Source organism: Leptothoe sp. PORK10 BA2 (genome assembly GCF_034932105.1).
GTDB lineage: Bacteria > Cyanobacteriota > Cyanobacteriia > Phormidesmidales > Phormidesmidaceae > Leptothoe.
In genome coordinates this window covers 93,079-115,538 of the sequence record NZ_JAYGIG010000004.1, presented here as the reverse complement: position 1 = coordinate 115,538, position 22,460 = coordinate 93,079, and the positions used below count along the sequence as shown (strand labels likewise).

21 protein-coding genes are annotated in these 22,460 nt (G+C 51.3%); 11 read left to right on the top strand and 10 right to left on the bottom strand.

Translation table 11 applies throughout. From position 1 onward, the window contains the following. Nucleotides 1-62 precede the first annotated feature (62 nt). Nucleotides 63-422, top strand: a complete 360-nt coding sequence (locus tag VB741_RS02440) for a hypothetical protein (RefSeq protein WP_323363549.1) — start codon at nucleotides 63-65, stop codon at nucleotides 420-422. Here the strand turns inward: VB741_RS02440 and VB741_RS02435 are convergent. Further along, nucleotides 419-1,219, bottom strand: a complete 801-nt coding sequence (locus tag VB741_RS02435) for a glucosamine-6-phosphate deaminase (RefSeq protein ID WP_323363548.1) — start codon at nucleotides 1,217-1,219, stop codon at nucleotides 419-421. The genes VB741_RS02440 and VB741_RS02435 overlap by 4 nt on opposite strands. Before the next feature lie 152 nt (nucleotides 1,220-1,371). On the opposite strand from VB741_RS02435, the gene VB741_RS02430 reads away from it, so the two are divergent. Together VB741_RS02430 and VB741_RS02425 are read left to right on the top strand one after the other, a co-directional pair. Further along, a complete protein-coding gene (locus VB741_RS02430; protein ID WP_323363547.1) occupies nucleotides 1,372-4,164 on the top strand; it encodes a UPF0182 family membrane protein in 2,793 nt (930 codons plus the stop codon). Nucleotides 4,165-4,427: 263 nt separating this feature from the next. After that, complete coding sequence (locus VB741_RS02425) at nucleotides 4,428-6,437, top strand: sensor histidine kinase (RefSeq protein WP_323363546.1); 2,010 nt, start codon at nucleotides 4,428-4,430, stop codon at nucleotides 6,435-6,437. A gap of 215 nt (nucleotides 6,438-6,652) precedes the next feature. Here VB741_RS02425 and VB741_RS02415 read toward each other — a convergent pair whose 3' ends face one another. The 3 genes from VB741_RS02415 to dusB all read right to left on the bottom strand — a co-directional run bounded on the left by VB741_RS02415 (nucleotide 6,653) and on the right by dusB (nucleotide 10,615). Next, nucleotides 6,653-7,936: a glycosyltransferase family 4 protein gene (locus VB741_RS02415; RefSeq protein WP_323363545.1), complete on the bottom strand. Its 1,284-nt coding sequence runs from the start codon at nucleotides 7,934-7,936 to the stop codon at nucleotides 6,653-6,655. An 886-nt stretch (nucleotides 7,937-8,822) separates the two neighbouring features. Beyond that, complete coding sequence (locus VB741_RS02410; protein WP_442786269.1) at nucleotides 8,823-9,470, bottom strand: DUF3318 domain-containing protein; 648 nt, start codon at nucleotides 9,468-9,470, stop codon at nucleotides 8,823-8,825. Between the two features lie 35 nt (nucleotides 9,471-9,505). Next, on the bottom strand, nucleotides 9,506-10,615 hold the full coding sequence (gene dusB, locus VB741_RS02405; protein ID WP_323363544.1) for a tRNA dihydrouridine synthase DusB: 1,110 nt from the start codon (nucleotides 10,613-10,615) through the stop codon (nucleotides 9,506-9,508). Nucleotides 10,616-10,731: 116 nt separating this feature from the next. On the opposite strand from dusB, the gene VB741_RS02400 reads away from it, so the two are divergent. Further along, nucleotides 10,732-11,622, top strand: a complete 891-nt coding sequence (locus tag VB741_RS02400; protein ID WP_323363543.1) for a DMT family transporter — start codon at nucleotides 10,732-10,734, stop codon at nucleotides 11,620-11,622. Between the two features lie 78 nt (nucleotides 11,623-11,700). Here the strand turns inward: VB741_RS02400 and VB741_RS02395 are convergent, their stop codons facing one another. Together VB741_RS02395 and VB741_RS02390 are read right to left on the bottom strand one after the other, a co-directional pair. Further along, nucleotides 11,701-11,958, bottom strand: a complete 258-nt coding sequence (locus VB741_RS02395; RefSeq protein ID WP_323363542.1) for a hypothetical protein — start codon at nucleotides 11,956-11,958, stop codon at nucleotides 11,701-11,703. Between the two features lie 245 nt (nucleotides 11,959-12,203). Next, nucleotides 12,204-12,707 (bottom strand): helix-turn-helix domain-containing protein, encoded by a 504-nt coding sequence (locus VB741_RS02390; RefSeq protein ID WP_323363541.1) that lies wholly within the window; start codon nucleotides 12,705-12,707, stop codon nucleotides 12,204-12,206. A 175-nt stretch (nucleotides 12,708-12,882) separates the two neighbouring features. Here VB741_RS02390 and VB741_RS02385 point away from each other — a divergent pair, with 175 nt between their 5' ends. Together VB741_RS02385 and VB741_RS02380 are read left to right on the top strand one after the other, a co-directional pair. Further along, nucleotides 12,883-14,028, top strand: coding sequence for a hypothetical protein (locus VB741_RS02385; protein ID WP_323363540.1), 1,146 nt, complete (start codon nucleotides 12,883-12,885; stop codon nucleotides 14,026-14,028). A 113-nt stretch (nucleotides 14,029-14,141) separates the two neighbouring features. Continuing rightward, the gene (locus VB741_RS02380; protein WP_442786271.1) at nucleotides 14,142-14,978 is read left to right on the top strand and encodes a mechanosensitive ion channel family protein; all 837 of its coding nucleotides are present in this window, start codon (nucleotides 14,142-14,144) and stop codon (nucleotides 14,976-14,978) included. A gap of 33 nt (nucleotides 14,979-15,011) precedes the next feature. Here VB741_RS02380 and VB741_RS02375 read toward each other — a convergent pair whose 3' ends face one another. Then, on the bottom strand, nucleotides 15,012-15,335 hold the full coding sequence (locus VB741_RS02375) for a YbjQ family protein (RefSeq protein ID WP_323363538.1): 324 nt from the start codon (nucleotides 15,333-15,335) through the stop codon (nucleotides 15,012-15,014). 189 nt (nucleotides 15,336-15,524) lie between these two features. Here VB741_RS02375 and VB741_RS02370 point away from each other — a divergent pair, with 189 nt between their 5' ends. The 5 genes from VB741_RS02370 (at nucleotide 15,525) to VB741_RS02350 (ending at nucleotide 19,175) form a co-directional block, all read left to right on the top strand. Continuing rightward, nucleotides 15,525-16,676 (top strand): tetratricopeptide repeat protein, encoded by a 1,152-nt coding sequence (locus VB741_RS02370; RefSeq protein WP_323363537.1) that lies wholly within the window; start codon nucleotides 15,525-15,527, stop codon nucleotides 16,674-16,676. Between the two features lie 190 nt (nucleotides 16,677-16,866). Further along, a complete protein-coding gene (locus VB741_RS02365) occupies nucleotides 16,867-17,442 on the top strand; it encodes a TetR/AcrR family transcriptional regulator (RefSeq protein ID WP_323363536.1) in 576 nt (191 codons plus the stop codon). Nucleotides 17,443-17,462: 20 nt separating this feature from the next. Continuing rightward, nucleotides 17,463-17,840, top strand: coding sequence for a VOC family protein (locus VB741_RS02360; RefSeq protein WP_323363535.1), 378 nt, complete (start codon nucleotides 17,463-17,465; stop codon nucleotides 17,838-17,840). A gap of 165 nt (nucleotides 17,841-18,005) precedes the next feature. After that, the gene (locus VB741_RS02355; RefSeq protein ID WP_323363534.1) at nucleotides 18,006-18,659 is read left to right on the top strand and encodes a cupin domain-containing protein; all 654 of its coding nucleotides are present in this window, start codon (nucleotides 18,006-18,008) and stop codon (nucleotides 18,657-18,659) included. Nucleotides 18,660-18,734: 75 nt separating this feature from the next. Next, on the top strand, nucleotides 18,735-19,175 hold the full coding sequence (locus VB741_RS02350; RefSeq protein WP_323363533.1) for a hypothetical protein: 441 nt from the start codon (nucleotides 18,735-18,737) through the stop codon (nucleotides 19,173-19,175). A gap of 21 nt (nucleotides 19,176-19,196) precedes the next feature. Here VB741_RS02350 and VB741_RS02345 read toward each other — a convergent pair whose 3' ends face one another. The 3 genes from VB741_RS02345 to VB741_RS02335 all read right to left on the bottom strand — a co-directional run bounded on the left by VB741_RS02345 (nucleotide 19,197) and on the right by VB741_RS02335 (nucleotide 22,335). Then, nucleotides 19,197-20,009 carry an ABC transporter permease gene (locus VB741_RS02345; protein WP_323363532.1) on the bottom strand — a complete coding sequence of 271 codons (813 nt, stop codon included), beginning with the start codon at nucleotides 20,007-20,009 and terminating at the stop codon, nucleotides 19,197-19,199. After that, entirely contained in the window at nucleotides 20,006-20,863 is an 858-nt protein-coding gene (locus VB741_RS02340) for an ABC transporter permease (RefSeq protein WP_323363531.1), read from the bottom strand. The genes VB741_RS02345 and VB741_RS02340 overlap by 4 nt, the downstream gene beginning before the upstream one ends. A 161-nt stretch (nucleotides 20,864-21,024) precedes the next feature. Further along, entirely contained in the window at nucleotides 21,025-22,335 is a 1,311-nt protein-coding gene (locus VB741_RS02335; protein ID WP_323363530.1) for an ABC transporter substrate-binding protein, read from the bottom strand. Between the last annotated feature and the right edge of the window lie 125 nt (nucleotides 22,336-22,460).

The window sequence follows — 22,460 nt, the reverse complement described above, 5'->3', positions numbered from 1 at the left end:
AGCTGTATATCGCTTTAAGCGTTGTATTCCAGCGTTGTCAATCGTTCTGGGGACAGTATGCCATGGTCAGTCAAAGCCCTACTCGGGGTTATTGCCCCCTCGAAGTCCTGCCGGATTATTATCTCAATTATGATCATGCCAAGCGGCTATGGCAGGACTGGCGGGTATTAAGGCGCTTGTTTACACGTCGAGATCACAGTCGAGATTTGCTGCTGCAGGGGGAGTCTGGTTGGTTACCGATTCACGGCATGCTGGTAAATCAACAGATAGTAACTATTACTACGGACGAAGGTGAAACCGTATTTGCCTTAGATGAGCCCATTGTATGGCTCAGTCGGGCAAATCCAGCCAATACAAAAATTACCCAAACCCCCATGGGGACTACAGAACCATGGAATTCTAGTCTGTGGTGCCCGGTTTAGGGGAGAAGCGCTGTCAAATCTAGAGATTGACCGGCTGACTCGTCCATAAAGAGAGTGTTTTTACCATCACCTTCCAGCCTTAGACCTGTTGCAGGACAGTGGCTGGAAGGTGATGCTGTGAGTACCGTTTGCATCACATCAGCCTTGGGCTGGCCAAATACACAACAGACGTTATAACGGGCTCTGAGGATAGTACTGAGGGTTAGGGTGATGGCATGGGTGGGGACATTTTCTAATTGGGCAAAGTGCTCGGAGGCGAACTGTTGTTGGCGGTTAATGGCATCTAGACGGACAAGTTTTACCCAGCGGGGATCATGGAAATTGGCTACGGCTGGGTCGTTAAAGGCGAGATGTCCGTTGTTGCCAATACCCAGTAAACAGATGTCAATGGGCTGCTGGCTCAGTAGATCGGTATAGCGATCGCATTCTGCAATCGGTTCTAAGGCATCCCCCTGAAGATAGTGAAAAGCTTGAAAAGGCAGCCACTGGGCAATGTGGTGGTGTAGGTAGTAACCAAAGCTGGCCGGATGCTGACGGCTCAGACCCAAAAACTCATCCAGGTGAAAGCCCTTTACCCGTGACCAGTCCACCTGGGTGTCATGGCGAAGATAGCTCAAGAGGCCTAGCTGGGATCGTCCGGTGGCAAAAACCATGGTGGCCGTGGACTGCTGGGCCAAGGTGTGCTGCAATCGCTCAATGATTTGCCGAACTGCGGCCAGGGCGACGGCCTGAGGGTCAGGATAGACTTCCACATTCAGAGCATCGACGCTAAAAGTACGTACAGGGATGGGGTTCATGCCGGAGGAATCCTGGGTAACGCTACAAAAGTTTAAGCTTTATCCTAGGGTAAGCCTTGCCCTACAAGGGTTTCTGATAACTCCTTGAAATAAGACCCTGGGGTTCCTTAGCTTGCGCTAAGCTTTTTAAGCGTTATCTGACAGGCTAAAGCATGAGTGCAAAATGGTTATGGCTGATTTTCGGGGGATTCCTTGCGATTACCTTTTCCGGCTCGTTAGTGCATTTAGCGACGGAGATGTGGTGGTTTGAATCCGTCGGATTTGCTGATGTGCTGCGGACTCGATTGCAATGGCAGGGTGCGATCGCAACCTTCTGCTTCATCGTCTGGTGGCTAGCCCTATTTCTTAACTACGCCATTGCCCAACGCTTAACCCGAGAACGCCCCCTGCACGTGGCGAAAAATCCCCAGTGGGACCCCTATTTACCCGGCCTGGTCCGCTACACCAGTCTAGGCCTCATTACCCTATTAGCCCTAACCGCCGCCATTAATGGAGCCGAAACCTGGCAAGAGGTGCTTAAATTTCTTCACCCCGTCGACTTTGGCAGTCAAGATCCCCTATACGGCCGGGAAATCAGCTTTTACATCTTTCAACTGCCCCTCTTTGAAAAAATGCACCGGGCCGCAGCCGAGCTGCTCGTGTGGGGTGCGTTCCTGGCCGCCAGCATCTACGGCCTCAAAGGAGAAATTCGTCCAGAACGCGGCTGGAAATATTTTCTCACCGGAGAAGTCAAAACCCACTTCTGCGTTTTACTCGCTGGCTTAGCCGTCATCTTTGCCCTGGGCTTTTGGATCGCTCGCTACAATCTCCTCTATTCATCCACCGGGGTAGTCTTTGGCGCTGGCTATACCGACGTCCATGCCCGGATGCAAGCCTACGGCACCATGGGCTTTATTACCATTGCCATCGGCATTCTATTTGTCACATCCCTATGGCGCAGCGGTTTTCTACTGCCCCTGACCGCCATTAGCCTATATGCCATCGTCTTTATCCTGATCACCGGGGTATACCCCTGGGCCCAACAAAAATTTGTCGTAGAGCCCAACGAACTCCAAAAAGAGTCCCCCTACATTGCCGATAGCATTCAGTTCACCCGTCAGGCCTACGGACTCAACGTTGTCCAACAACAGCCCTTTGAGGTGAAAAATCAGCTAGATGCCGCCACCTTAGAACGCAATAGCGCCACCATCGACAACATCCGTCTATGGGACTATCGCCCCCTCCAAAGCACCTACGGCAGTCTGCAAACCCTACGGCCATACTACAAATTTCTAGACGTCGATATTGATCGATACACCCTCAACAACGACTATCGACAGGTCATGCTCTCCCCCCGAGAACTGGTGGACGACAGCCTCCCCGCCCAAGCCCAAACCTGGGTCAATCAGCACACCATCTACACCCATGGCTATGGATTAGCCATGAGCCCTGTCAACAAGATCACCGAAGATGGCCTGCCCGAATTATTCATCAAAGACTTACCCCCCAAAAGCTCCGTCGACCTCACAGTGGAGCAACCCCGGATTTACTACGGTGAAGCCACCGACCGCTACATTCTAACCGGCACTGACCAAGCAGAATTTGACTATCCCCTCGGTAATGACAACGCCCAGTACAACTACACCGGCCTAGGCGGCGTTCCCATTGGCTCCCCCCTACGACGCTTGGCCTATGCCTACAGCCTGGGTAAAGGGCAGCTACTGTTGTCCAACGCCCTAGGAGAAAATTCCCGCATCCACTATCATCGGCTAATTCAAGAACGGATTCTTCAACTGGCACCGTTTCTCTCCCTCGACAGCGATCCTTACATCGCAGTCATAGACGGACGGCTGCAGTGGATTGTCGATGCCTACACCCTGAGCAATCGCTATCCCTACTCTGAACCCCTATGGCGCAGTGAAGGCATCCAATCCTTGCTTCAAGACCCAGCCATGCGGCAGATCGTTAGCCAAGAAACTAACTACATTCGCAATCCAGTCAAGGCCGTTGTGGACGCCTACGATGGGACGATCAAGCTCTACGTTGTGGACACCTCCGACCCGATTCTGGCCTCTTTCCAGCAGAGTTTCCCCACCTTATTCGACACCCTGGAGAATGCACCACCACAGCTACAGGCCCATTTCCGCTACCCTCAGATGTTGTTTAAGATCCAAGCCCAAATCTATCGGGCTTATCACATAGATCAACCGGGTGTCTTCTACAACCAGGAAGACTTCTGGGATTTTCCCACCCAAATCACCCGGGAAGAAACCGCGGAAATCCTAGAACCCTACTACGTCATCATGAAGCTGCCAGAGGCAGAGTCCGAGGAATTCATGCTGATTTTGCCCTTCACACCGGTGGGCAAAAACAATATGGTGGCCTGGATGACGGCGCTCTGTGACGGAGACAACTACGGCCAGCTGCTGGTGTATGAGTTCTCGCGCCAGGCCCTGCTCTACGGACCTCGCCAAATCGACTCCCGCATCGATCAAGACACCGAAATTTCCCAACAGCTCACCCTCTGGAATCAGGAAGGTTCAGAAGTATTCCGGGGTGATTTACTGGTCATTCCCATTGAAGAATCCCTGCTCTACGTCGAACCCGTTTACCTTCAAGCAAGGGGACAAAATGACAATAGCAATGCCATCCCCGAGCTAAAGCGGGTGATCGTCGCCTACAAAGACTCGATTGTGATGGAAAAAAACCTAGAGGACGCTCTAACCAAGCTCTTTGGTCAGCTGAGTAGAAAACCATCTCCAGCCGTTGACAATAGCCCATCTGCCACTGGCACACCCAGCACCGCTCCACCGCCCACCCAAACCCAAGCAGCCCTGATCAAATCTGCCCTGGAAGCCTATACCCAAGGCCAGCAGGCCCTGCAAAAAGGTGACTGGCAGGCCTATGGAGCAGCTCAAAAGCGGCTAGAGGGAATACTCAAGCAGCTGACTGAAATTGAACAGTAACTGAACGGTTACTGTTCAGTTACTGTTCAGGCCAGGGCCATGGAACATTGAATAAAGGGTGCTGCGTCTTTAGTTTTAGAGACGCAGTTAAACCATTTCAATATTTCTTGACGGGGACCTCCTGACGGCTACTCAGATCGGCTGGAAAGTAAAAAGGGGAACGACTGAAATTGAGCAATAATCCGGAAACGCATTGTCCTCCTGGATTCTATTAGTTCCTAACGCAAGCTACCCATTAAGCCCTTGAGGGGACCTAAATAAGCGTGAAAATTAGATCTAAAAGCCTACTGCTTCGGCTGATCACTCCCCTATCACTATTGTCTGCCGCCACCGTATTGACTATCTCAGTCAGCACCTATTTTTCGGCCAGGGAAACCCTTAAACAATCCATCTATGATCGCCTGAGTGTCGCCGCTATCCTCAAGGAAGAGGAGCTTAATGATTGGTTTCAGTCTCAACGCAACGACATACTACTCCTAGCTCAGTTGCCAGAAATTCAGTCCCAGACGGAAATCCTGCTGTCTGACTCAAACTCTGCTGACTCAAACCCTGCTGACTCAGACCCTGAAGCGGGCGGAAACGAGGCTGAAGCCCCCTCATCTACGGCAGAATTCAAACAAACGGCCAGGAAAAAACTAGCTGCTTACCTCCGAGATATTACTGCATTTAAGCCTGACCTGGCAGAAGTATCCATCGTGACCGATAGCGGTACCGTTCTATTCTCCACCAATCAGCAATTAAACAATCAAACCCAGTCCCTGAAGGACAATGTCACCTACTTTGCCGATGCCTCAGATAAAGTGACCCCTATTTTCTACACCTCTTCCACCACTGGGGCTACGGCCATTACCCTAGCGACGCCGGTTTTGAATGATGCGAAGAATCCTATGGGAGTCCTGCTGGTCACCCTAGACCTCCAGGATGTAGACTCCCTAATTCAAGATCGTACGGGTTTGGGTGAAACGGGGACAACCTACCTGGTGGGCCAGTTAGAGGAACAAAATATATTTATTGCCTCTGAACAAGCCAAAGAGTCAGCGGGAAACATTAGTAGTTTTGCCATTGATACGGCGGTGGCAGGCGAAAGCGGTGCCGGTCTCTATCAAAACTATGCCGGGGAGCCGGTGATTGGTGTCTACCGTTGGCTAGAGGATCAGAGTCTAGCGTTACTGGCAGAAATTAATCAGCGGGAGGCCTTTGCCCCAGCCCGTGCCCTAGCCAGAAATATCCTGTTAATTGGCTTTGTGGCCACGGGCCTACTGTTGTCAGGGATTTATTTATTATCCCGCCGCATTACCCAACCCCTAACGGAAATTACCAAGGCGGCCATTCAGCTGCAAAGTGGTGAACTGGATCAGACTTTATCCATTGCTAGCCAGGATGAAATTGGCGTTTTAGCCCAAGCCTTTAACCACATGGCCCAGCAGCTCAAACAGTCGTTCGTCATTCTGGAAAGCAATAATCAAGAACTGGAAACCCGCGTCCAGGAGCGTACGGCTGAACTAGAAGAGGCTAAGGAATTGGCCGAAATTGCCACCCGCACCAAAAGTGCTTTTTTAGCCAATATGAGCCATGAACTCCGCACACCGCTCAATAGCATTATTGGCTATAGCGAAATGCTGGAAGAAGACGTCGAACTGATGGGTGAAAACGACCTGATCCCAGATCTGCGGAAAATTCAGGGTTCTAGTCAACATTTACTCAGTCTAATTAACAGTGTGCTGGAGCTGTCAAAAATTGAAACGGGCCGTATGGAACTCCATCTAGAGTCGGTGAGCATCTCTGCCCTGGTAGAGGACGTTCTTGCCACTATCCGTCCGGCTGTAGAAAAGAAATCCAATAGTATTACATTGAGCAATTTGAGTAGTATGGACTCCATTGAGACCGACTTGAGTAAATTGCGCCAATGCCTCTTGAACTTACTGGACAACGCGAATAAGTTTACTGAACAAGGTCAAATCACACTGACTATCCAAACCCCCCACTATCAAGATGAAAAGTATCTTGAATTTATCGTCGAAGATACGGGAATTGGTATAGAGCCCGATCAGTTAGAACATGTTTTTGAAGCATTTACCCAAGCTGACGGGTCGTCCACCCGGCGCCATGGTGGTACAGGATTAGGGTTAACCATCACCCATGAATTTGTATATATGCTTGGGGGTGTTATTACCGCCCAAAATAGTCCAGACCAAGGGTCTATATTCACGATCCGGATTCCCCAGATGATTCCTAACCTTGAACGTCAGCTAGCAACCGCTCAACACAACTGAACCCGTTTTAGAAGCTGTTGTAAAAGGTAGAGGGGTCTCGAACCCACCCACGTACACGCTGATGAAGAGCAGCCCCATCTTGGCGCCAATTACGGAAATAGGTACTAGTCATTGACCAGGGAACTAAGTCGCCCGGACTATCTCACCATTTGCACCCTTGAATCGCACGTACAAAACTGCGTTGCCGTTCAATACCAACTAGCAGAGACTAAGGCTTAATGGATATTTTTTTGGGGTTGCAGAGTGGAGGTTATGGGTATGGAAAACTTGGCTTTGTTGACCAGACTGAGCAGCAAAGATTCGTAGGCTTCCAAGGCTTGCTCAAAGGAATAGTTTTTGATCGCATACCCGTGCCCATTTTCACCAAACTGCTCCCTGCAAATGGGATCATTATAAATTGTGAGGATAGCCCTAGCTAGGTTATTGGGCTTTTCTGGCTCCACCACTAATCCACCCATGCTCTTTCGAACCGCTTGGGCGGCAGCCCCATGCTCTGGAACAGAGGCCACAATGGGACGACCACTAGCCATCAGCACCATGGTCTTAGAGGGCATATTAAAGCCTACTACACTTTCTTTTTGCATAATCAGCGACACATCAGCCGCCGCTAGCATAGTCGGAAGTTCTTCACGGGGGGTAAAGGGCAATAAAGTGACATTATCTACGTTTAGCTCATGACGTAAATTTTCCAAGTCCTCAAGCTGACGTTCTTCACCCACGATCACAAACTCAATATCAGGGATATCCCGCAGGACATCTGCCGCATGGATGATTGTACGAACACCCTGGGTGCGGGCAATATTCCCTGAATAAAGCACAACAAATTTATCCACAAGCCCATGCTGTTGCCGAAATTGATTGTCATATTTCGGCAAGGGGCGAATGAAATTTGTATCCACCCAATTGGAAATGCACTTGATCTTATTGAGATCAACGCCCTTACTCACCAAATTTTTGGTGAAGCTATCAGTAATCACGCTGATGTGGGTAGCACTGGCATAGGCAAATTTTTCTAATACCTCAAAAGCTCGAATAGCGATTTTATTGCTAATCAGTCCGGTGCGGACAGCGGCCTCTGGCAAAATATCCTGCAAACTGAGTACGGTAGGACAACCGTAGATCAATTTAAGCAGTGCCACAGGGACACAGGCCGGTAGGGAAGGGCTCGTCGACAAGATTATATCGGGTCGCCACCCCTTGAGGGCCTGGAAAAAGCTGAGCAAAGCAAAACTACCATCCAGCAAGACACGGGTCACCACACCAGGGTTGGGGTGAATAGCTACATAGCAGCGCTGAATCTTAACCCCGTTACGCTCCTCTTCACAGAATAACTGGCCCCGATACTCAGAATAAATCTTGCGCTGAGGGTAGTTCGGCATTGCCGTTACCACTCTGACCTCATGGCCTTTCGTCACTAATCCTTCGGCCAACTCGGTCATCAGGGGGGCAATGCCGATGGGCTCAGGATGGTAATTGTATGAATAAATCAGTATACGCATGGAAATTGCTCTGACTACTAATGCCGTGGTCAACAAATAAGCAACAAGCGGAACAGGGCCAAAAGCTTGAAGACCAAATCGCGGAGCTAGGGAAATAGCTCCCATATGTAGTCCTACGAGATGGCCAACAGGTTTTTCGGAAACGATCCAAGTTACATAGTTACTTCCTTGCGGATAGACGCAAGTTAAATAAAGGGTTCCCCAAACAGCTTTTGTAAGATCCAAAGATCTCGACTAAAAAAATCTTACTGGGGGAAACATAAAGTCACCTTAACAACCGAACTTAGAAATCATCACCTGTCAACAATCTAAGACAGATCGGCTTGACAGATCGATTTAAGCATGGCTGATGTATGCGATAGACAAGCGACTTGCGACACATAACATCTAGTTCTGGATATTTCCTGACTCTAAATACTTATTCTCCAAGAAACTCTCCCAACTAGATGTCGCACATTCAGACTTCTACATGTGACACCAGCAATTCTCATTATGAGAATGATTCTCACTCAAATGTCTGATTTCAGTGGCTTCAAATGGCTAGACCCTGCATTCTGTCGTCCAAACGATCAGGAGTAAAAGTCTTTGAAAGCCCTGATTTCAGTACAAATGTTTCAAAATGAGAATTGCTGATGTGACACAGGAACACTACATCAGGAACCTTTTATATGGTAAAGGCCTGAAGCTTTGCAAAGACTAACCAAAGACAATCTTTATGATATTTGGATAAAAGTCTCCAGGTATATAGGCAGATTCTTCATAAAAACAGTTTAAATTCGACTTGACTAAAAGAAGAATCTTCACATATGAACAACTCGAATCAATAAAAAAGTCATTGCACAACTTAATAAACGTTTATGCAATGACTTTAGGAATTTTTAAGTTTCTAGTAGGCTCTAGACGGGTCCCCTTCAGAGCGAATCCGATCCTTGGCCCGGTTAGCACTGCGTTTTAGCGCTTCCAAACGCTTCACATACCGATCCCGCTGCTTTTTCTTCGGAGTTTGCTCGATCAGGGTTTTAAGGGCACTCCCTAGACTTTTATAGGCATTGGGCAAGGAATAGCCAAAACGAATCGCTAGGGCAATCGCCTTTTCATCAGCATCCATCGATTCTTTGAGGGTTTTCTCGGCATTATTGCGATTATATAGCCGCCAACCAGAAACGCCGCACAGACCCATGGCTAAGAGTAGCAGCAGTCCGTCTTGCACCCACAGCTCCCCCACAGCTCCCCCCAGACCAATGGCCAAAGCTGCCATTTCCCAACCATCTCGGGGAATTGTATCGTTCTGAACCCGGGCTACCTCATGCCAAAACAGTAGGTTGCGCTGGTCAATGGCTAGCTGCTCCCACTTGGGCAAGTCAATCTGAACTTCAACTTGGTCTTTACCCAGTTCTTCGGACGTAATCAGCGGTGGGCCTACATCCATGGCGGGCTCTACCGTAACCCAACTTTGCAGTTCTGGGGGCAGCAGACTACGTAAACGACGAAGTTCGCCCATATCTGCTCTGGAACTGTAGGTGGCGTAAGACATGCTGATACTAGTCCGGAAACGCTTATAGAAAATGCTTACACTATAGCGGTCTTTAGGGAACCATGGTGGCAACTTTCTGGGGAGATTACCGTAATGGCATCCTCCAATAATCCACAGCCAGCCTCTACGGATTCAAGGCGGCACAGCTTTTCCCGGAGTTCAGCCGCCCCGTCAAAGCCCTTGGCATACCAGGCCATATGTTTACGGGCCTGGCGAATACCGCTTTTGCCCTTATATTCCGCCAGCATAATCAGGTGTTCTTGGGCACAGCGCAGCCGCTCCACCACCGTCGGTGGCGTCAGATACGCCCCCGTTTTCAGACAGTGATCAATTTCCCCCACCAAGAAGGGATAACCCAGGGTGCCACGGGAACACATGACTCCATCCGCTTGGGTTTGCTCCAAACAGGCGATGGCGGCATCCACTGAAAAAATATCTCCGTTGGCGATGACGGGAATGGATAGGGCCTGTTTTACCTTGGCAATCCAGCTCCAGTCGGCGGTGCCATGGTAGCCCTGGGAACGGGTCCGGCCATGGAGCGTCAGCATCTGAGCTCCGGCGGATTCCAAACGCCGGGCAAACTCTACGGCATTGATGTCCTCTTCGGACCAACCGATGCGGGTTTTGGCGGTGACGGGCACGGATACAGCGGCGCTCACCGTTTCCACAATGCGGGCGGCGGTGTCAGGGTCCCGCAGCAGCGAGGAGCCCCCGCCATTTTTGGTGATTTTATTCACCGGACAACCCATGTTGATATCAATGGTGTCAGCCCCCTGATCCACCGCCTTTTTGGCCGCTTCCGCCAGAAAATCAGGTCTGCAGTCAAACAGTTGAATACTGATGGGGCGCTCATCCGGATCAACCTCCATCACCTGGGGTAACTGGCGCACATGGTGCAGCTCAGCCGCACTGACCATTTCGGTATACATCATGGACTGGGGGGCGTAGCGGCGCACCAGTCGACGGAAAACAAGATCGGTTACTCCGGACAAGGGGGATTGCAGTACCCGACTGTGCACGGCAACGTTACCAATGATCAGGGGAGTGGCAAGACGGGACTTTAATGCAGGGGAGAGGGAGCTATGGGTTTGGCCTTGGGACTTTTGAGTTGGGGATAGGTGGTCAAGGTTTAGGGCGACTGACATAGGTTTTGGCCCAGGGCCATGGAGCGAAGGGTTAATAACTCAAAACTTAAGGCTTAAACTTAGGACCTACTAGTTTAGAACTTAACCCAAAAACTTAACCAGAGAACTTAATCAGGATGTTTCAAGGGGAAATTGCAGCGCTGATGGCGGCGGGGTTGTGGGCGTTTGCAACGCTGATGTTTGGTCGGTTGGGGAAACAGCTGTCGCCACTGGTGCTGAATTTGCTTAAGGGTGCGATCGCGGTGGGGTTTATTGTGCTCACCTTGGCGGTGCGGCAACAGTTACTGACGTCATTGCCCATGGGGTCGGTCTGGTTGCTGCTGATCAGCGGTGTGGTGGGTATTGGGCTAGGGGATACGGCTTACTTTGCGACGGTGAATGCGTTGGGGGCGCGGCAGGCCCTGCTGCTGGAGATGCTGGCTCCCCCGATGGCGGCCGTAATGTCCCTGGTGTTTTTGCAGGAGCAGCTATCGGTGCTGGCGTGGCTTGGCATGGTTTTGACCTTGGTCGGCATTATTTGGGTGGTGAGTGAGCGCAATCCTAAAACAGATGGGGCGAAGTCGAAGGCTAGCCTGACCAGGGGAATCGGCCTCGGCATCCTGGCGGCCCTGGGGCAGTCCGTGGGCAGTGTGCTATCGCGGGCGGCACTGGCGGACACAGGGGTGGATCCGTTGTGGAGTAGTTTGCTGCGGTTGTCGGCGGGTGTGGTGTGGCTCGGGATACTCCTATTATGGCGGGTGAAATCCCAGCCGTTTAGTCGTCCGGTCATATCAGGGCGGTTGTTGGGGGGAGTTGCGATCGCAGCCTTCTTTGGCACCTACCTGGCCATCTGGCTCCAGCAAATCGCCCTCAAATATTCCCCCACCGGCATCGCCCAATCACTCCTAGCCACCAGCCCCATTATGGTTTTACCCATGGCCCTAGTGCTCGGCGAGCGAGTCACCCTACGAGCCGCCGGGGGGGCAATTGTTTCCCTGGCAGGTGTGTGGCTATTGTTTAGCCGTTAAACCGTTAAGCAAATGGTGATGCAAGAGGGGCGACGCAAACCGATGCATGCATTCACCGGCTTGCTAGATCGCGCCCTTCTAGGCCACCCTCACCTTCTTGGTCAAAATCGCCATCACCTCATTGGGTCGCCCAGTGGAGATGGGTTTGCTCCAATCATTGGGCTCAGCATATTGTTTACTGTGCAGGTCTTTGATGGTGAGCTGCACACCGGTCAGGGTGCCAAAAAGCATATGGCGAACAACTTCGAACGGGTGTTCGGGCAGAAACTCTGGAGTAGGTGGAGCTGTGGGCGCAACTGTAGGTACAGCTACGCCCTGGATTGGGTCGGTAAGCATCGGTTTTTTCTCCGAAATAATAAGGATTGAGATTTTGCAACAAGGGCACGCTAGCAGTACACTTGATCGCATAACTCCATATTGACCGCTTGCCGGACATTAGTCAATAAAATATTGGGCCGTTGTTGACCCGCCAGTAGCCTTCCCAGAGGGAATAAGGAAAGTTGATTGCAAAAGTTGGCTAACTCCGAAAGAGGCGCTTCGCGTTAGGCTTGCCCACAGGGCCGACTTCGCTCAGACAACTTTTACAACTTTTGTTCTGTTGGAGGTGTTTTAAAGTCAGATTGTTGGGCGATCAATTCTAGAAATTTTGTTGTTGAGCGATCGGGATCGTAGACGCCGTTTTCCCATTCGCTGACAGTTTGACGGCGCACACCCAGGGCTTGGGCAAATTTGGCTTGGGTTAGGCTCATGTGTTTGCGCAGGGCTTTGATGGCATCCTGCTGCCACACAATAGTGTCGCCTTTTTTCTGGATGTTGTACTGGGCCTGGAATGGATGGAAGATAACGGTTTGTTGAATGAGGTCAACGGTTTTGACATGGTAGCCTGCACTGACCCAAGCTTTGGCCTGGAGGGCACTGTCACTATCGCGGTTGCTCCACCAGTTTTTCCTTTTGAAGGCTGACGCCGGCAGGGAGTCCTGGAGCAATGCTTCAATTTTTGAAAAAGTCAGCGTTGTTGCTTTCCCATTGCATGTTTGCAAATGCTCAAACAGTGGATAGTATTTGCTACCAGGCTTGACGGTCATGGGGACAAAAGAGGACAGAGCGGAATGGGGATTTGGTTCAGGAGATGGCTACAGCTAACTGGCTGACCGGAGATAATGATGGTGAGGGCAAAGGACGGTAGGATGATATCGATCTCGATCGGAATACAGAGAAGCAACCATGGTGAGGAAACAACTTTCCTCTTTTTTACAGACTATGGCAGATTGGTGGCCCCATGGGACCACACTTGAGCCAACCGAAGATTTGGTTAATGTGCTCCCAGGGATCCTCAACAGTTTGGGGGAGCCAGTTAAAAAGCTATCGCCCCCGGTGCCTTACCAAGTCACCATCCAGGAAGCTTTAGCTAAAGCTTTACAGGACTGGCAGGCAAATCCTGAGTTTGAAAATAATAGTTTAGTGGTTTTAGGCCGACCGGTGGAAGACCTTGGCCCCATTATCAAGGCCAGTCTCCATGAAGGGTTGCCTGACTGTGACGTGCATTTTTTTCTCGGGGGCTACCAGCGACCGTCCGATCCTTTAACTGTGCGTGAGCATCTAAAGCACGAGCTAGATCCAGGTGCTCAAGCCCCCAGCGCAATGGCCCCTCCGGTCACCCAAACCGAGCTCGATAACCAGGTGCCAACGGTGATGGTGGTGTCCAGTTTGGAGCAATGCTTTTTGCGCTGTATTCAAGGCTGGGAGGGGATTGAACATTTACAAACCCTGAGCACCCAGGACACGTCACGCTTTTGGGTGTTTGGCTGCAATTACTGGGCTTGGGCTTTTTTGGAGCGGGTTTGCCAGGTGAGTGCCTACTGGGAAAATGTGGTGGAGTTACCTCACCTATCGGGAACAGAACTAGAAGATTGGTTAATGCCTTTACTGAAAACTGAGCTAAAAACCCAATCCGCTGGTCCCCTGGTCCAGATTGCGGCGGCCAGTGATGGCTACTGGAATAGCCTGGCGAATACAAGTGATGGCATTGCCACTACGGCGGCCCAGGTGTGGCTCAAGTCATTAAAAATGCGAGCGACGGCTTTGACCGATGAGGGGACCGTTGCCGATGGGGCCGCTTTGCTTGAGCTGTTGCCGGATGATAAACCCACGTTGCCAAGTCTAATGCCCCTGGAGGCCATGGACCGCTATTTGCTCCATTCCTTGCTCATCCATCGGGAAATGACCCGATCTCACCTGGCCATTAGCCTGGGGGAAGCGGAATGCAGTATTCGCTCTCGACTACAGGTTCTACGGAGAGAGGGCGTTGTCCACCAGCGGGGGCGGCAGTTTAGCGTCCAACCTGGCCATTACCCTAGGCTTTATAGCGAATTGGGCAATAACAATTTCTTAATTGGGAAAAGCTAGGGGGAGCGATGGCTAGGGGATTTTTCAAGGGATTGATGGCTGAGGTATTTAAAACCAAGGGATGGACAGCCACTGCGATCGCAACCATCACCGCATTGACCGCCACCTTTACCATGTCCGGTGGGGCCAGGGCCCAGGAGACAGATGTCACCACCGAAGCGCTCGATAAATTATTTCAACCCGTTACTTTTACAGTGGTTTTTCAAGCCTGTTTGGCGATGTTAATCGCCTATGGGCTGCTATTTCTGATTCAGACCAGCGCCAACGCCCTTTCAGAAAAGGGACCCCGTCGATCTCGATTGCTCATCAAGCAGTCGGTTCCCTTTCTCAAGGGGCTAGTCCTGATTTTTACCATTGGCTATGTACTACCCCTGTTCTTAGATCTAACGGGGTCCAAGCTAATTGCCGTGACCGGCACCATTGCCGTGGCCCTGGGCTTTGCCTTTAAGGACTATGCCAGCTCCATCATTGCCGGCGTGGTAAACCTATTTGAAGGCCCGTTTCGCATGGGCGATCGCATCCAAATTGGCGAACATTATGGCGAAGTGGTGGACTATGGCCTGCGAGGATTTCGGCTCCAAACCCCCGATGACAATACCGTCACCATTCCCCACAACACCACCTGGACCACCCCCATTGCCAATGCCAATAGCGGTCAGTTAGAAGCCCAGGTGGTGACCGAATTTTACTTTTCCCATGAGGCCGACATCGAACTGGCGGTGGAAATTCTCTACCAGGCAGCCTACAGCAGTCGCTTTACCCAGCTGAAGCTGCCGGTCACGGTGATGGTTTCAGAAGAAATCGAGGCCACCCATCTCAAGCTGAGGGCCTATCCCATGGATGCGCGGGATGAGTTTATTTATAAGACTGATTTGATTTTGCGGATCAAAAAAGCCTGTGCCCGGCATCAGTTGCTCTATCCGAGGACGTTAAATGATGAAGAGATTTAGGGTGAAGGGCAGGGGCATGTCCTTGTGGGTGCTCTAAATTCTTACGGCTGTTCCGCTAGCGGTAATCAGCATCAACACACCGCTGTCATCCAGATTGATGGTGTCGGTTTTGAGCTGAATGCCGATGACGGCATTGGCCCCTAGCTTCTGGGCGCGGTCCTGTAATTCTTCTAGGGCACTCTGCTGGCCTTTTTCAAAGACCCGTTCATAGGAACCGGTGCGTCCACCCCAAAAGTCCCGGAGACCGGCTAAGAAATCCCGAAGCATGTTGCTACCATAAATCACCTCAGAGGTGACAATTCCCAAATATTGTTTAATATTTTGTCCTTGAAGTGTATCGGTAGTTGCTAAAATCATGAACTATCCCGTTGACAGCACCGTTATATTACGACATCCACCCTGGCTAGGGTCGAGGACAACCGTTAAGGACAGCGTTATTCACCCTGAATCGGGTCGGGGACAACCGTTAAGGACGGCGTCATTGGAGTAATTTAGGAGACCTATAGTTAGGAGACTTATATGGTAATGCCCATCGTTACTATGCCTATGGTAAAGCCTTCTGGCCCAGGGACTGCGCGGTTGGTCGCCACTTTAGTGGGGGCGCTGTGGCTGTGGCCCATGGCGGCCCAGGCAGTGGTTCCGACTGATGGACTGATGGCCCAGGCGGAAACGGTGGTGGACGTTCAGGTCAGTGAACTGTCGGATGCTGATAAGGAACGGTTGGGGGAAGTGCTGCGGGAGGCGCAACAGCATGTGGAGAATGAAAATTATTCGGCTGCGATCGCAGCTTACCAAAATGCCCTCACCATCGATCGTAATAATGCGCGGATCTATTCTGGCATTGGCTATTTACAGATCCTTAAGGGCGACTTTCAGCTAGCGGTGGAAAGCTATCGCCAAGCCATTGACCGCGATACTCGCAACGTATCCTTTCGCTATGGTCTGGCCCACAGTCTATTTCAGGCAGAACGTTACGCCGAGGCGGCGGACACCTACCGGGCCATTATCCGCATGTCCCCCAATGAGGCCAATGCTTACCTAGGTTTGGGGAACATGCTACTGCGGCTAAATGAGTATGACACCGCCCTCAACGCCCTAGAACAAGCAGCGCGGTTAGCTCCCAACAATGCCCAGGTCTATGAAGCCATTGGGTTACTCTACATTCAGCAAGAGCGTTACGACGAGGCCTTGGAGCCGCTACAACGGGCTCTGCGCATTGATAGTAATCGGGGTAGCATCCATGGCAACCTGGCCAAAATTTGGCTCAGTCAGGGACGGCTACGCCAGGCAGAGGAATCTTTGCGGCGGGCCGTGGCGGTTAACCCGAGCGATTGGGAAAGTCACTATCAGTTAGCGCTCCTGCTGCAGGAGCGGGGGGATATTAACGAAGCGTTTATCCATTTTGAGGAAACAGTCGATGGCAATCCTTCCTTTGCACCTGCCCAGGCAGCTTTAGGAGCCTTGCTGTTAGAGCGTCAGCAATATATCCGGGCGGTGATTTCCTATCAGCAAATTGTGCGGCAGTTTCCGGAGGATGCGGGGGCACGGTACAACCTGGCCCTGGCGCTATGGGGCCGGGGCCAGCGTGATGCTGCGGTGGCGTCTTTGGAACAGGCCCGACGGTTGTATAAGAATCAGGATAATGATGAGGAAGAAGAGCGGGCGGAGGATTTATTGGAGGTGTGGGGAGCGGAGTGAGTTGTGCTGTACTGCCATCCATACCCTTAACTGCCGAACAGTTTTATGAGCTGTGTCGGACAAATCCAGAGATGAGATAAGGCATTGACATCAAACAGGATAGCCCTTCCAGAGAAGGAAGGAGCGAAGGGGTAGATGATCGTGTTTTACTGCCTTGACACCTACCAACTAGTTGGTAGATACTGAACCTATGGAAAACAACACAGCTGAACGCATCTTGAATGTGGCGCAGGATATGGTGCGAAATCGGGGCTATAGCGCCTTCAGTTACGCCGATATCTCAAAGCAAGTGGGCATTCGTAAAGCCAGTATTCACTACCACTTTCCCTCCAAGGATGAGCTGGTGCAGGAACTGGTGAAGCGATATCGAGAAGGAATGGTCAGGGCTTGCGATCGCATCGCCCAGTCCAACCTCAGTCTCGACCAACAAATCATCCAATTTGCCAATCTTTACCGAGACGGATTGGAGAATGAACAAATCTGTCTATGCGCCATGTTAGCAGCAGATTTCGCCGTTCTTCCCCAGGCCATCCACGACGAGATTCAAGTCTTCTTTCGAGAGACCGAAGCCTGGCTCGCAAACCTGCTCCAACAAGGATGTGATGCCCACATTTGGCATTGTCAACCTTCGGTGGAGCAAGAAGCCAAAGGATTGATCGCCATGCTCCAAGGAGCACAGTTGCTGGCTCGCCCTGCCGCCGATAGCATCGCCACTTTTGAGCAAGTTGTTTATCCAATGCTAAAAGCCAAGTTTTCCAAATCCTAATCCAAAAGAGAAAATTAACCATGATTGCTTACACTTTGGTTGGCACCAACGATCTCGAAAAGTCAACCGCATTTTATGATGCTCTGCTAGCGGAAATAGGCGGCAAGCAGGCTGTTGCCGTAGATCGGGTCATTCTTTATGCCGGTGCCGAGGGGACGCCATTCTTTGGCATTGCCCAGCCCGCCAATGGTCAACCCGCTAATGTCGGCAATGGTTCCATGGTGTCTTTAGGGGCAAAGAGCCCGGAAGAGGTTGACCGGTTACATGCCAAAGCACTGGACCTGGGGGCGTCGGATGAAGGTGCACCCGGTCCGCGGACTAATCAGGGCCTGAATTTTTACGCTGGCTATTTCCGCGATCCCGATGGCAACAAGCTCAATTTCTTTTACATGGGCTAGGGGCTGTTAGAAAATCACCTAATGGCTTTGGCATCCTCCCTTTTTTCAGGGGGGATAGGGGGGGATTCCTCAGCCAAAGGGTATATCGCCCCCCTCAATCCCCCTTATGAAGGGGGAAGCTAGAGAATTCATGAAGTTAATCATTAACAATCCCTTAGACTAACCATGAAAATCAATGCTGACCTAACACAACGCGCCGTGGTCCACACCCCAGACTTACCCTGGGTCGACTCCCCCATGGCAGGAGTCCAACGGCGCATGCTCGAACGTGATGGCGAAGAAGTTGCCCGGGCCACGTCCATCGTCCGCTATGCCCCTGGCAGCTACTTCCCAGCCCACACCCACGGCGGGGGTGAAGAGTTTGTCGTCCTAGAGGGCATATTCTCCGACGAGCATGGAGACTTTGGCCCAGGCACCTATGTGCGTAACCCCGTTGGGTCTAGCCACACCCCCCATAGTAAAGAGGGGACAACTATCCTGGTAAAACTGCGCCAAATGGACCCCAAGGATCAACAACAGGTAACTATCGACACGACAAAAGCTGGCTGGTCTCCTGGGCTAGTAACTGGGTTGCAGGTATTGCCGCTGCACTCCTACGGTACCGAGCAGGTGGCCCTGGTGAAATGGGCCCCTGGCACCCAGTTTCAAACCCATCGCCACTGGGGGGGCGAAGAGATTTTTGTCTTGGCAGGCACCTTTGCGGATGAACAGGGGGTGTATCCCCAAGGTACTTGGCTGCGGAATCCGCCGGACAGTGTACATACGCCATTTAGTCAGGAAGGCTGTGTGATCTATGTCAAAACAGGGCACTTATCCTAGGGGCTGGATACCGTCAACCAGCTTAAATACCCCCTATACTGAGCGAGTAATTTATCTTGCATAGGGTCAGTCAGGATGGCATCAAATCTTCCAGGGCTAATCATTGGGGGACTTCTCCCAGCTTTGTTCTATGGTATTTCCGGCGTCTTTGCTAAAAGTAGCAGTAATGCTGGCATGTCCGTCGGCGGACATTTATTTGTCATCGGCATTACCGTTAGCATTACCGGGGTCCTGTTTAATGTTCTGTTGCCAGGTAATATGCCGTCGCTAGTTGCGATCGCATCCTCCTCCATGCATGGCATTCTTTGGGGATTGGGCACCGGCTGTGTGGTTTTAGGCTTGATTAAATATCAGGTACCGTTAGCCAAACTAGTGCCGCTATACAACATGAACACCTTGGTAACATCGGGTCTTGCCCTAATGATTTTTTCGGAGTGGCGGGCCGTCAATCCACTGCAGCTTTTTGTCGGGGCGGGGTTGATCGTTGCCGGTGGTATTTTGGTGTCAGGGGCTTAGGGATGGGAGCTGAGCTAAACCTTACTCTGACAAGCTCTGCTTAGATAGACGTCGATAGAGAACATAGGCAACAATAATTAGACTAAATGAAAACAATGTGGTCAATGTCCCCAATGCATATAGAGCAGGGGATGTCACATTGGTGGTCATACCAAAAATCTCTAGGGGCAAGGTGTTGTTCTGCCCAGAGACCAACGATGTCCGGGTAAACTCATCGTAGGACAGAGTAAATGTGAGTAAGCTGACACCCACCAGACTCGGCGCAATTAGCGGGAACACAATCTCCCAGAATGTCTTGGTGTCACTGGCCCCCAGGTCCCTGGCCGCTTCCTCATAGGACGGATTAAACCGATTAAAAATACCCAGCATAATCAAAAAAGCAATCGGTAGGGTCCAGGTGAGGTGAGCCCCCAAACCAGAGCTGTACCATTTAGTAGGCCATTTCATTACCTGGAACATCACCCCCAACCCCAGGGAGACCAAAATACTCGGCACAATGAGGCTGGCAATGCTCAGGTAAAACAGCACCGTTGCCCCCTTAAACCGCTGCCGAAAGGCCATGGCGGCGGAGACTGACATGGTGGCTACTAGCAGGGTGACGATGCCGCCTAGCATCAAGGAGCGCAAAAATGGCTCCACAAAGTTTCCCACCCGTTGTTCCTGGAATACCTGCCCCAGCCAATATACACCAAAGCCCCGTAGGGGAAAGGTTAGGGTCCCCTCTGGCCCCTGCAACGACAGCATAAAAATGGTGATCATCGGGCCATAGAGGAAAATCACAAACAGCCCGAAAAAAGCAGCCAGGAGATAGAAGGAGAGGGAGCGTTTTTTCATAATTCTTTCCGAATATCCACCAGACGTAAAATCGAAATGACCACCAGTAGCGTCACCAATAACAACACCATGGCATTGGCTGCGGCCAGGGGATATTGCAAACTACCAATCTGGGTCTGAATCAGCTTGCCGATGGAGGCCGCCTGACCACCCCCCATCAGACGAACCGTGACAAACTCCCCCATGACTAAGGTGACGATAAAAATAGAGCCAATGGCAATGCCAGGGGTAGATAGGGGGAAAATAACTTCTTTAAATACACCCAACCCCGATGCCCCCATGTCCTCGGCTGCTGTAATCAGGTTACGGTCAATGCGCATCAGGCTATTAAAGATCGGTGCGATCATAAAGATCACATAGAGGTGTACTAGGCCCAGCACCACGGCAAAGTCGGAGTAGAGTAAAAACTCCAGGGGCTGTTGCACTAGGCCAGATCCCATCAGCATTTGGTTAACTAAGCCCTCCCGACCCAGCAGGGGCACCCAGGAAATCATCCGAATGATATTGGAGGTCCAAAAGGGAATGGTACAGACCAAAAACAACAGGACCTGCCACCGCAGTTTGGGGACATGAAAGGATAGGAAGTAGGCGACCGGATAGCCCATTAGCAGGGTCAATAGCCAGGTCAATCCGACAAATTTAAATGTGTTGAGATAGGTTTTGAAGGTGACATCGGAGGTAAACACACCGATGTAGTTGTCCAGAGTAAAGGCGGGAGTCATGGAGTAACCATTAAACTCCCAAAAGCTGACGACACCGATCAAAATGATGGGGAAGATCAGAAATAACCCCAATGCGATCGCTTGGGGAGTGGCAAGGAAATAGGGTTTGAGGGTAGTCCAGGCTTTAGCCATAACAAAAAAATTAAGTCTGCCACCAATGCTCCCCTCCCACGAGGGGCAGGAATGTGATCCCCTCCTAGGAGGGGCAGGGGTGGGTTAACCGTTGGCGCTATCGGTCAACCCACCCCGCCTTTCAGGCCCCCCTCCCAAAAGGGGAGGAGGGTGAAAGAGTTTTACGAAGCAATAAACTCGTTCCACTTCTGAACGAGGTAAGTGTTCTCCTTCATGGTGGAGTTCCAGCAAACGATGTTGCCAAAACGCTCCTTAAAGGAACCACCATCACGCACAGCACCTGCCTTGGCTAAGGTCTTTTCAAAGGGATCAACAATATCGGCGGCAGCGGGTTTTCCTTCATACCAGAAGTCCCACTCATCAGGGGTCATGTACTGCTTAGAGTTTTCCGGTGCAGCACTGTAGTAGCCCTGACGACCGAGGAAGGCTCCCACCCAACCCTCTAGCATCCAGTTGAGGTACTCATAGGCAGCATCGAGTTCGATACCTGTCAGGTTCTTGGAAAGGCCGACACCGCCGCCCCAGCCGCGATAGCCTTCTTTGAGGGGGGCATAGATGCACTCAATGCCCTTGGCCTGAACGGCGGTAACCGCAGGAGACCACATGGACTGGAGCACAACTTCACCGGAGGTCATCAGGTTGACTGACTCATCAAAGGTTTTCCAGAAGGCACGGAACTGACCCTTAGCTTTTTGTTCTTTGAGGATGTCAGTAATCTTGTCGATTTCTGCCTTGGTCATGTTGCCCTTGTCACCAAAGGACATCAGACCCAGGGATTCAGCCACCATGGCGGCGTCCATGATCCCAATCTGGGGAATATCCAGAATGGAGGTTTTACCCTTAAATTCTTCATTGAACAGCTCACCCCAAGTTTCGATGGTGCGACCGACTAGATCAGGACGATAGCCCAGGGTATCGGCATTGTACTGGAAGGGGATCAGGGTGGCAAAGTCGGTGGGGGTAGCGGAGAATTCCTTAGAATCGGCGCCCGTCAGATACATCACTTTATAGGGGGCCGTACCCTGGGAGGCTTCTACGGGCATGCCCTCGAATTTACCGGTGGTGAAGAAGGGAACAATTTTGTCCCAAGCAGCGATTTTGGCAACTTCTAGGGGCTGCAGATTCCCAGAGGGGACCACCAAGGGCAGACTGAAGTACTCACCGTCAAAGATGTCGTACTGGTCGGGCTGGGTAATGGCGATCTGGTTGTTCTCTTCGGTACTTAAGGCCCGCATTTCTAGCTTAAAGCCTAGATCTTCTTGGGCCTTGTCGCGGATTTCGTTGATCTGAGAAACCCCTGTACCGATCAGGCGAAGGGTAACGTCCTTAGTCTTGTTGGCATTCACTTCGGGGCCGGGGGCCGGATTGTTAGGGGTGCCTTCGGGCGCCGGGGAGGCACAGCGGGTGGTGGCGACGGCGGCCCCAGCGGCTAGTCCTGTGTAGAGCAGCTTGCGGCGAGTGATGTTAGTCATAGAGATGTCCTAGAAACAAGATCAAGTGATTACTGTGCGTTCGGATTAGAGCTGGTTAATTTAACCATATCTAAGTTAGACAAAAGCGTTATCAAACAATTGGCTAAACAATTAGCTATAGCTGG

Coding starts and splice junctions, on each gene's coding strand:
- VB741_RS02380 (WP_442786271.1), top strand. CDS start 14,142: ATGTCCGGTGGGGCCAGGGCCCAGGAGACAGATGTCACCACCGAAGCG.
- VB741_RS02340 (WP_323363531.1), bottom strand. CDS start 20,863: ATGGCTAAAGCCTGGACTACCCTCAAACCCTATTTCCTTGCCACTCCC.
- VB741_RS02415 (WP_323363545.1), bottom strand. CDS start 7,936: ATGCGTATACTGATTTATTCATACAATTACCATCCTGAGCCCATCGGC.
- VB741_RS02370 (WP_323363537.1), top strand. CDS start 15,525: ATGGTAAAGCCTTCTGGCCCAGGGACTGCGCGGTTGGTCGCCACTTTA.
- VB741_RS02350 (WP_323363533.1), top strand. CDS start 18,735: ATGGCATCAAATCTTCCAGGGCTAATCATTGGGGGACTTCTCCCAGCT.
- VB741_RS02435 (WP_323363548.1), bottom strand. CDS start 1,219: ATGAACCCCATCCCTGTACGTACTTTTAGCGTCGATGCTCTGAATGTG.
- VB741_RS02345 (WP_323363532.1), bottom strand. CDS start 20,009: ATGAAAAAACGCTCCCTCTCCTTCTATCTCCTGGCTGCTTTTTTCGGG.
- VB741_RS02430 (WP_323363547.1), top strand. CDS start 1,372: ATGAGTGCAAAATGGTTATGGCTGATTTTCGGGGGATTCCTTGCGATT.
- dusB (WP_323363544.1), bottom strand. CDS start 10,615: ATGTCAGTCGCCCTAAACCTTGACCACCTATCCCCAACTCAAAAGTCC.
- VB741_RS02400 (WP_323363543.1), top strand. CDS start 10,732: ATGTTTCAAGGGGAAATTGCAGCGCTGATGGCGGCGGGGTTGTGGGCG.
- VB741_RS02375 (WP_323363538.1), bottom strand. CDS start 15,335: ATGATTTTAGCAACTACCGATACACTTCAAGGACAAAATATTAAACAA.
- VB741_RS02390 (WP_323363541.1), bottom strand. CDS start 12,707: ATGACCGTCAAGCCTGGTAGCAAATACTATCCACTGTTTGAGCATTTG.
- VB741_RS02395 (WP_323363542.1), bottom strand. CDS start 11,958: ATGCTTACCGACCCAATCCAGGGCGTAGCTGTACCTACAGTTGCGCCC.
- VB741_RS02365 (WP_323363536.1), top strand. CDS start 16,867: ATGGAAAACAACACAGCTGAACGCATCTTGAATGTGGCGCAGGATATG.
- VB741_RS02440 (WP_323363549.1), top strand. CDS start 63: ATGGTCAGTCAAAGCCCTACTCGGGGTTATTGCCCCCTCGAAGTCCTG.
- VB741_RS02360 (WP_323363535.1), top strand. CDS start 17,463: ATGATTGCTTACACTTTGGTTGGCACCAACGATCTCGAAAAGTCAACC.
- VB741_RS02410 (WP_442786269.1), bottom strand. CDS start 9,470: ATGTCTTACGCCACCTACAGTTCCAGAGCAGATATGGGCGAACTTCGT.
- VB741_RS02335 (WP_323363530.1), bottom strand. CDS start 22,335: ATGACTAACATCACTCGCCGCAAGCTGCTCTACACAGGACTAGCCGCT.
- VB741_RS02385 (WP_323363540.1), top strand. CDS start 12,883: ATGGCAGATTGGTGGCCCCATGGGACCACACTTGAGCCAACCGAAGAT.
- VB741_RS02355 (WP_323363534.1), top strand. CDS start 18,006: ATGAAAATCAATGCTGACCTAACACAACGCGCCGTGGTCCACACCCCA.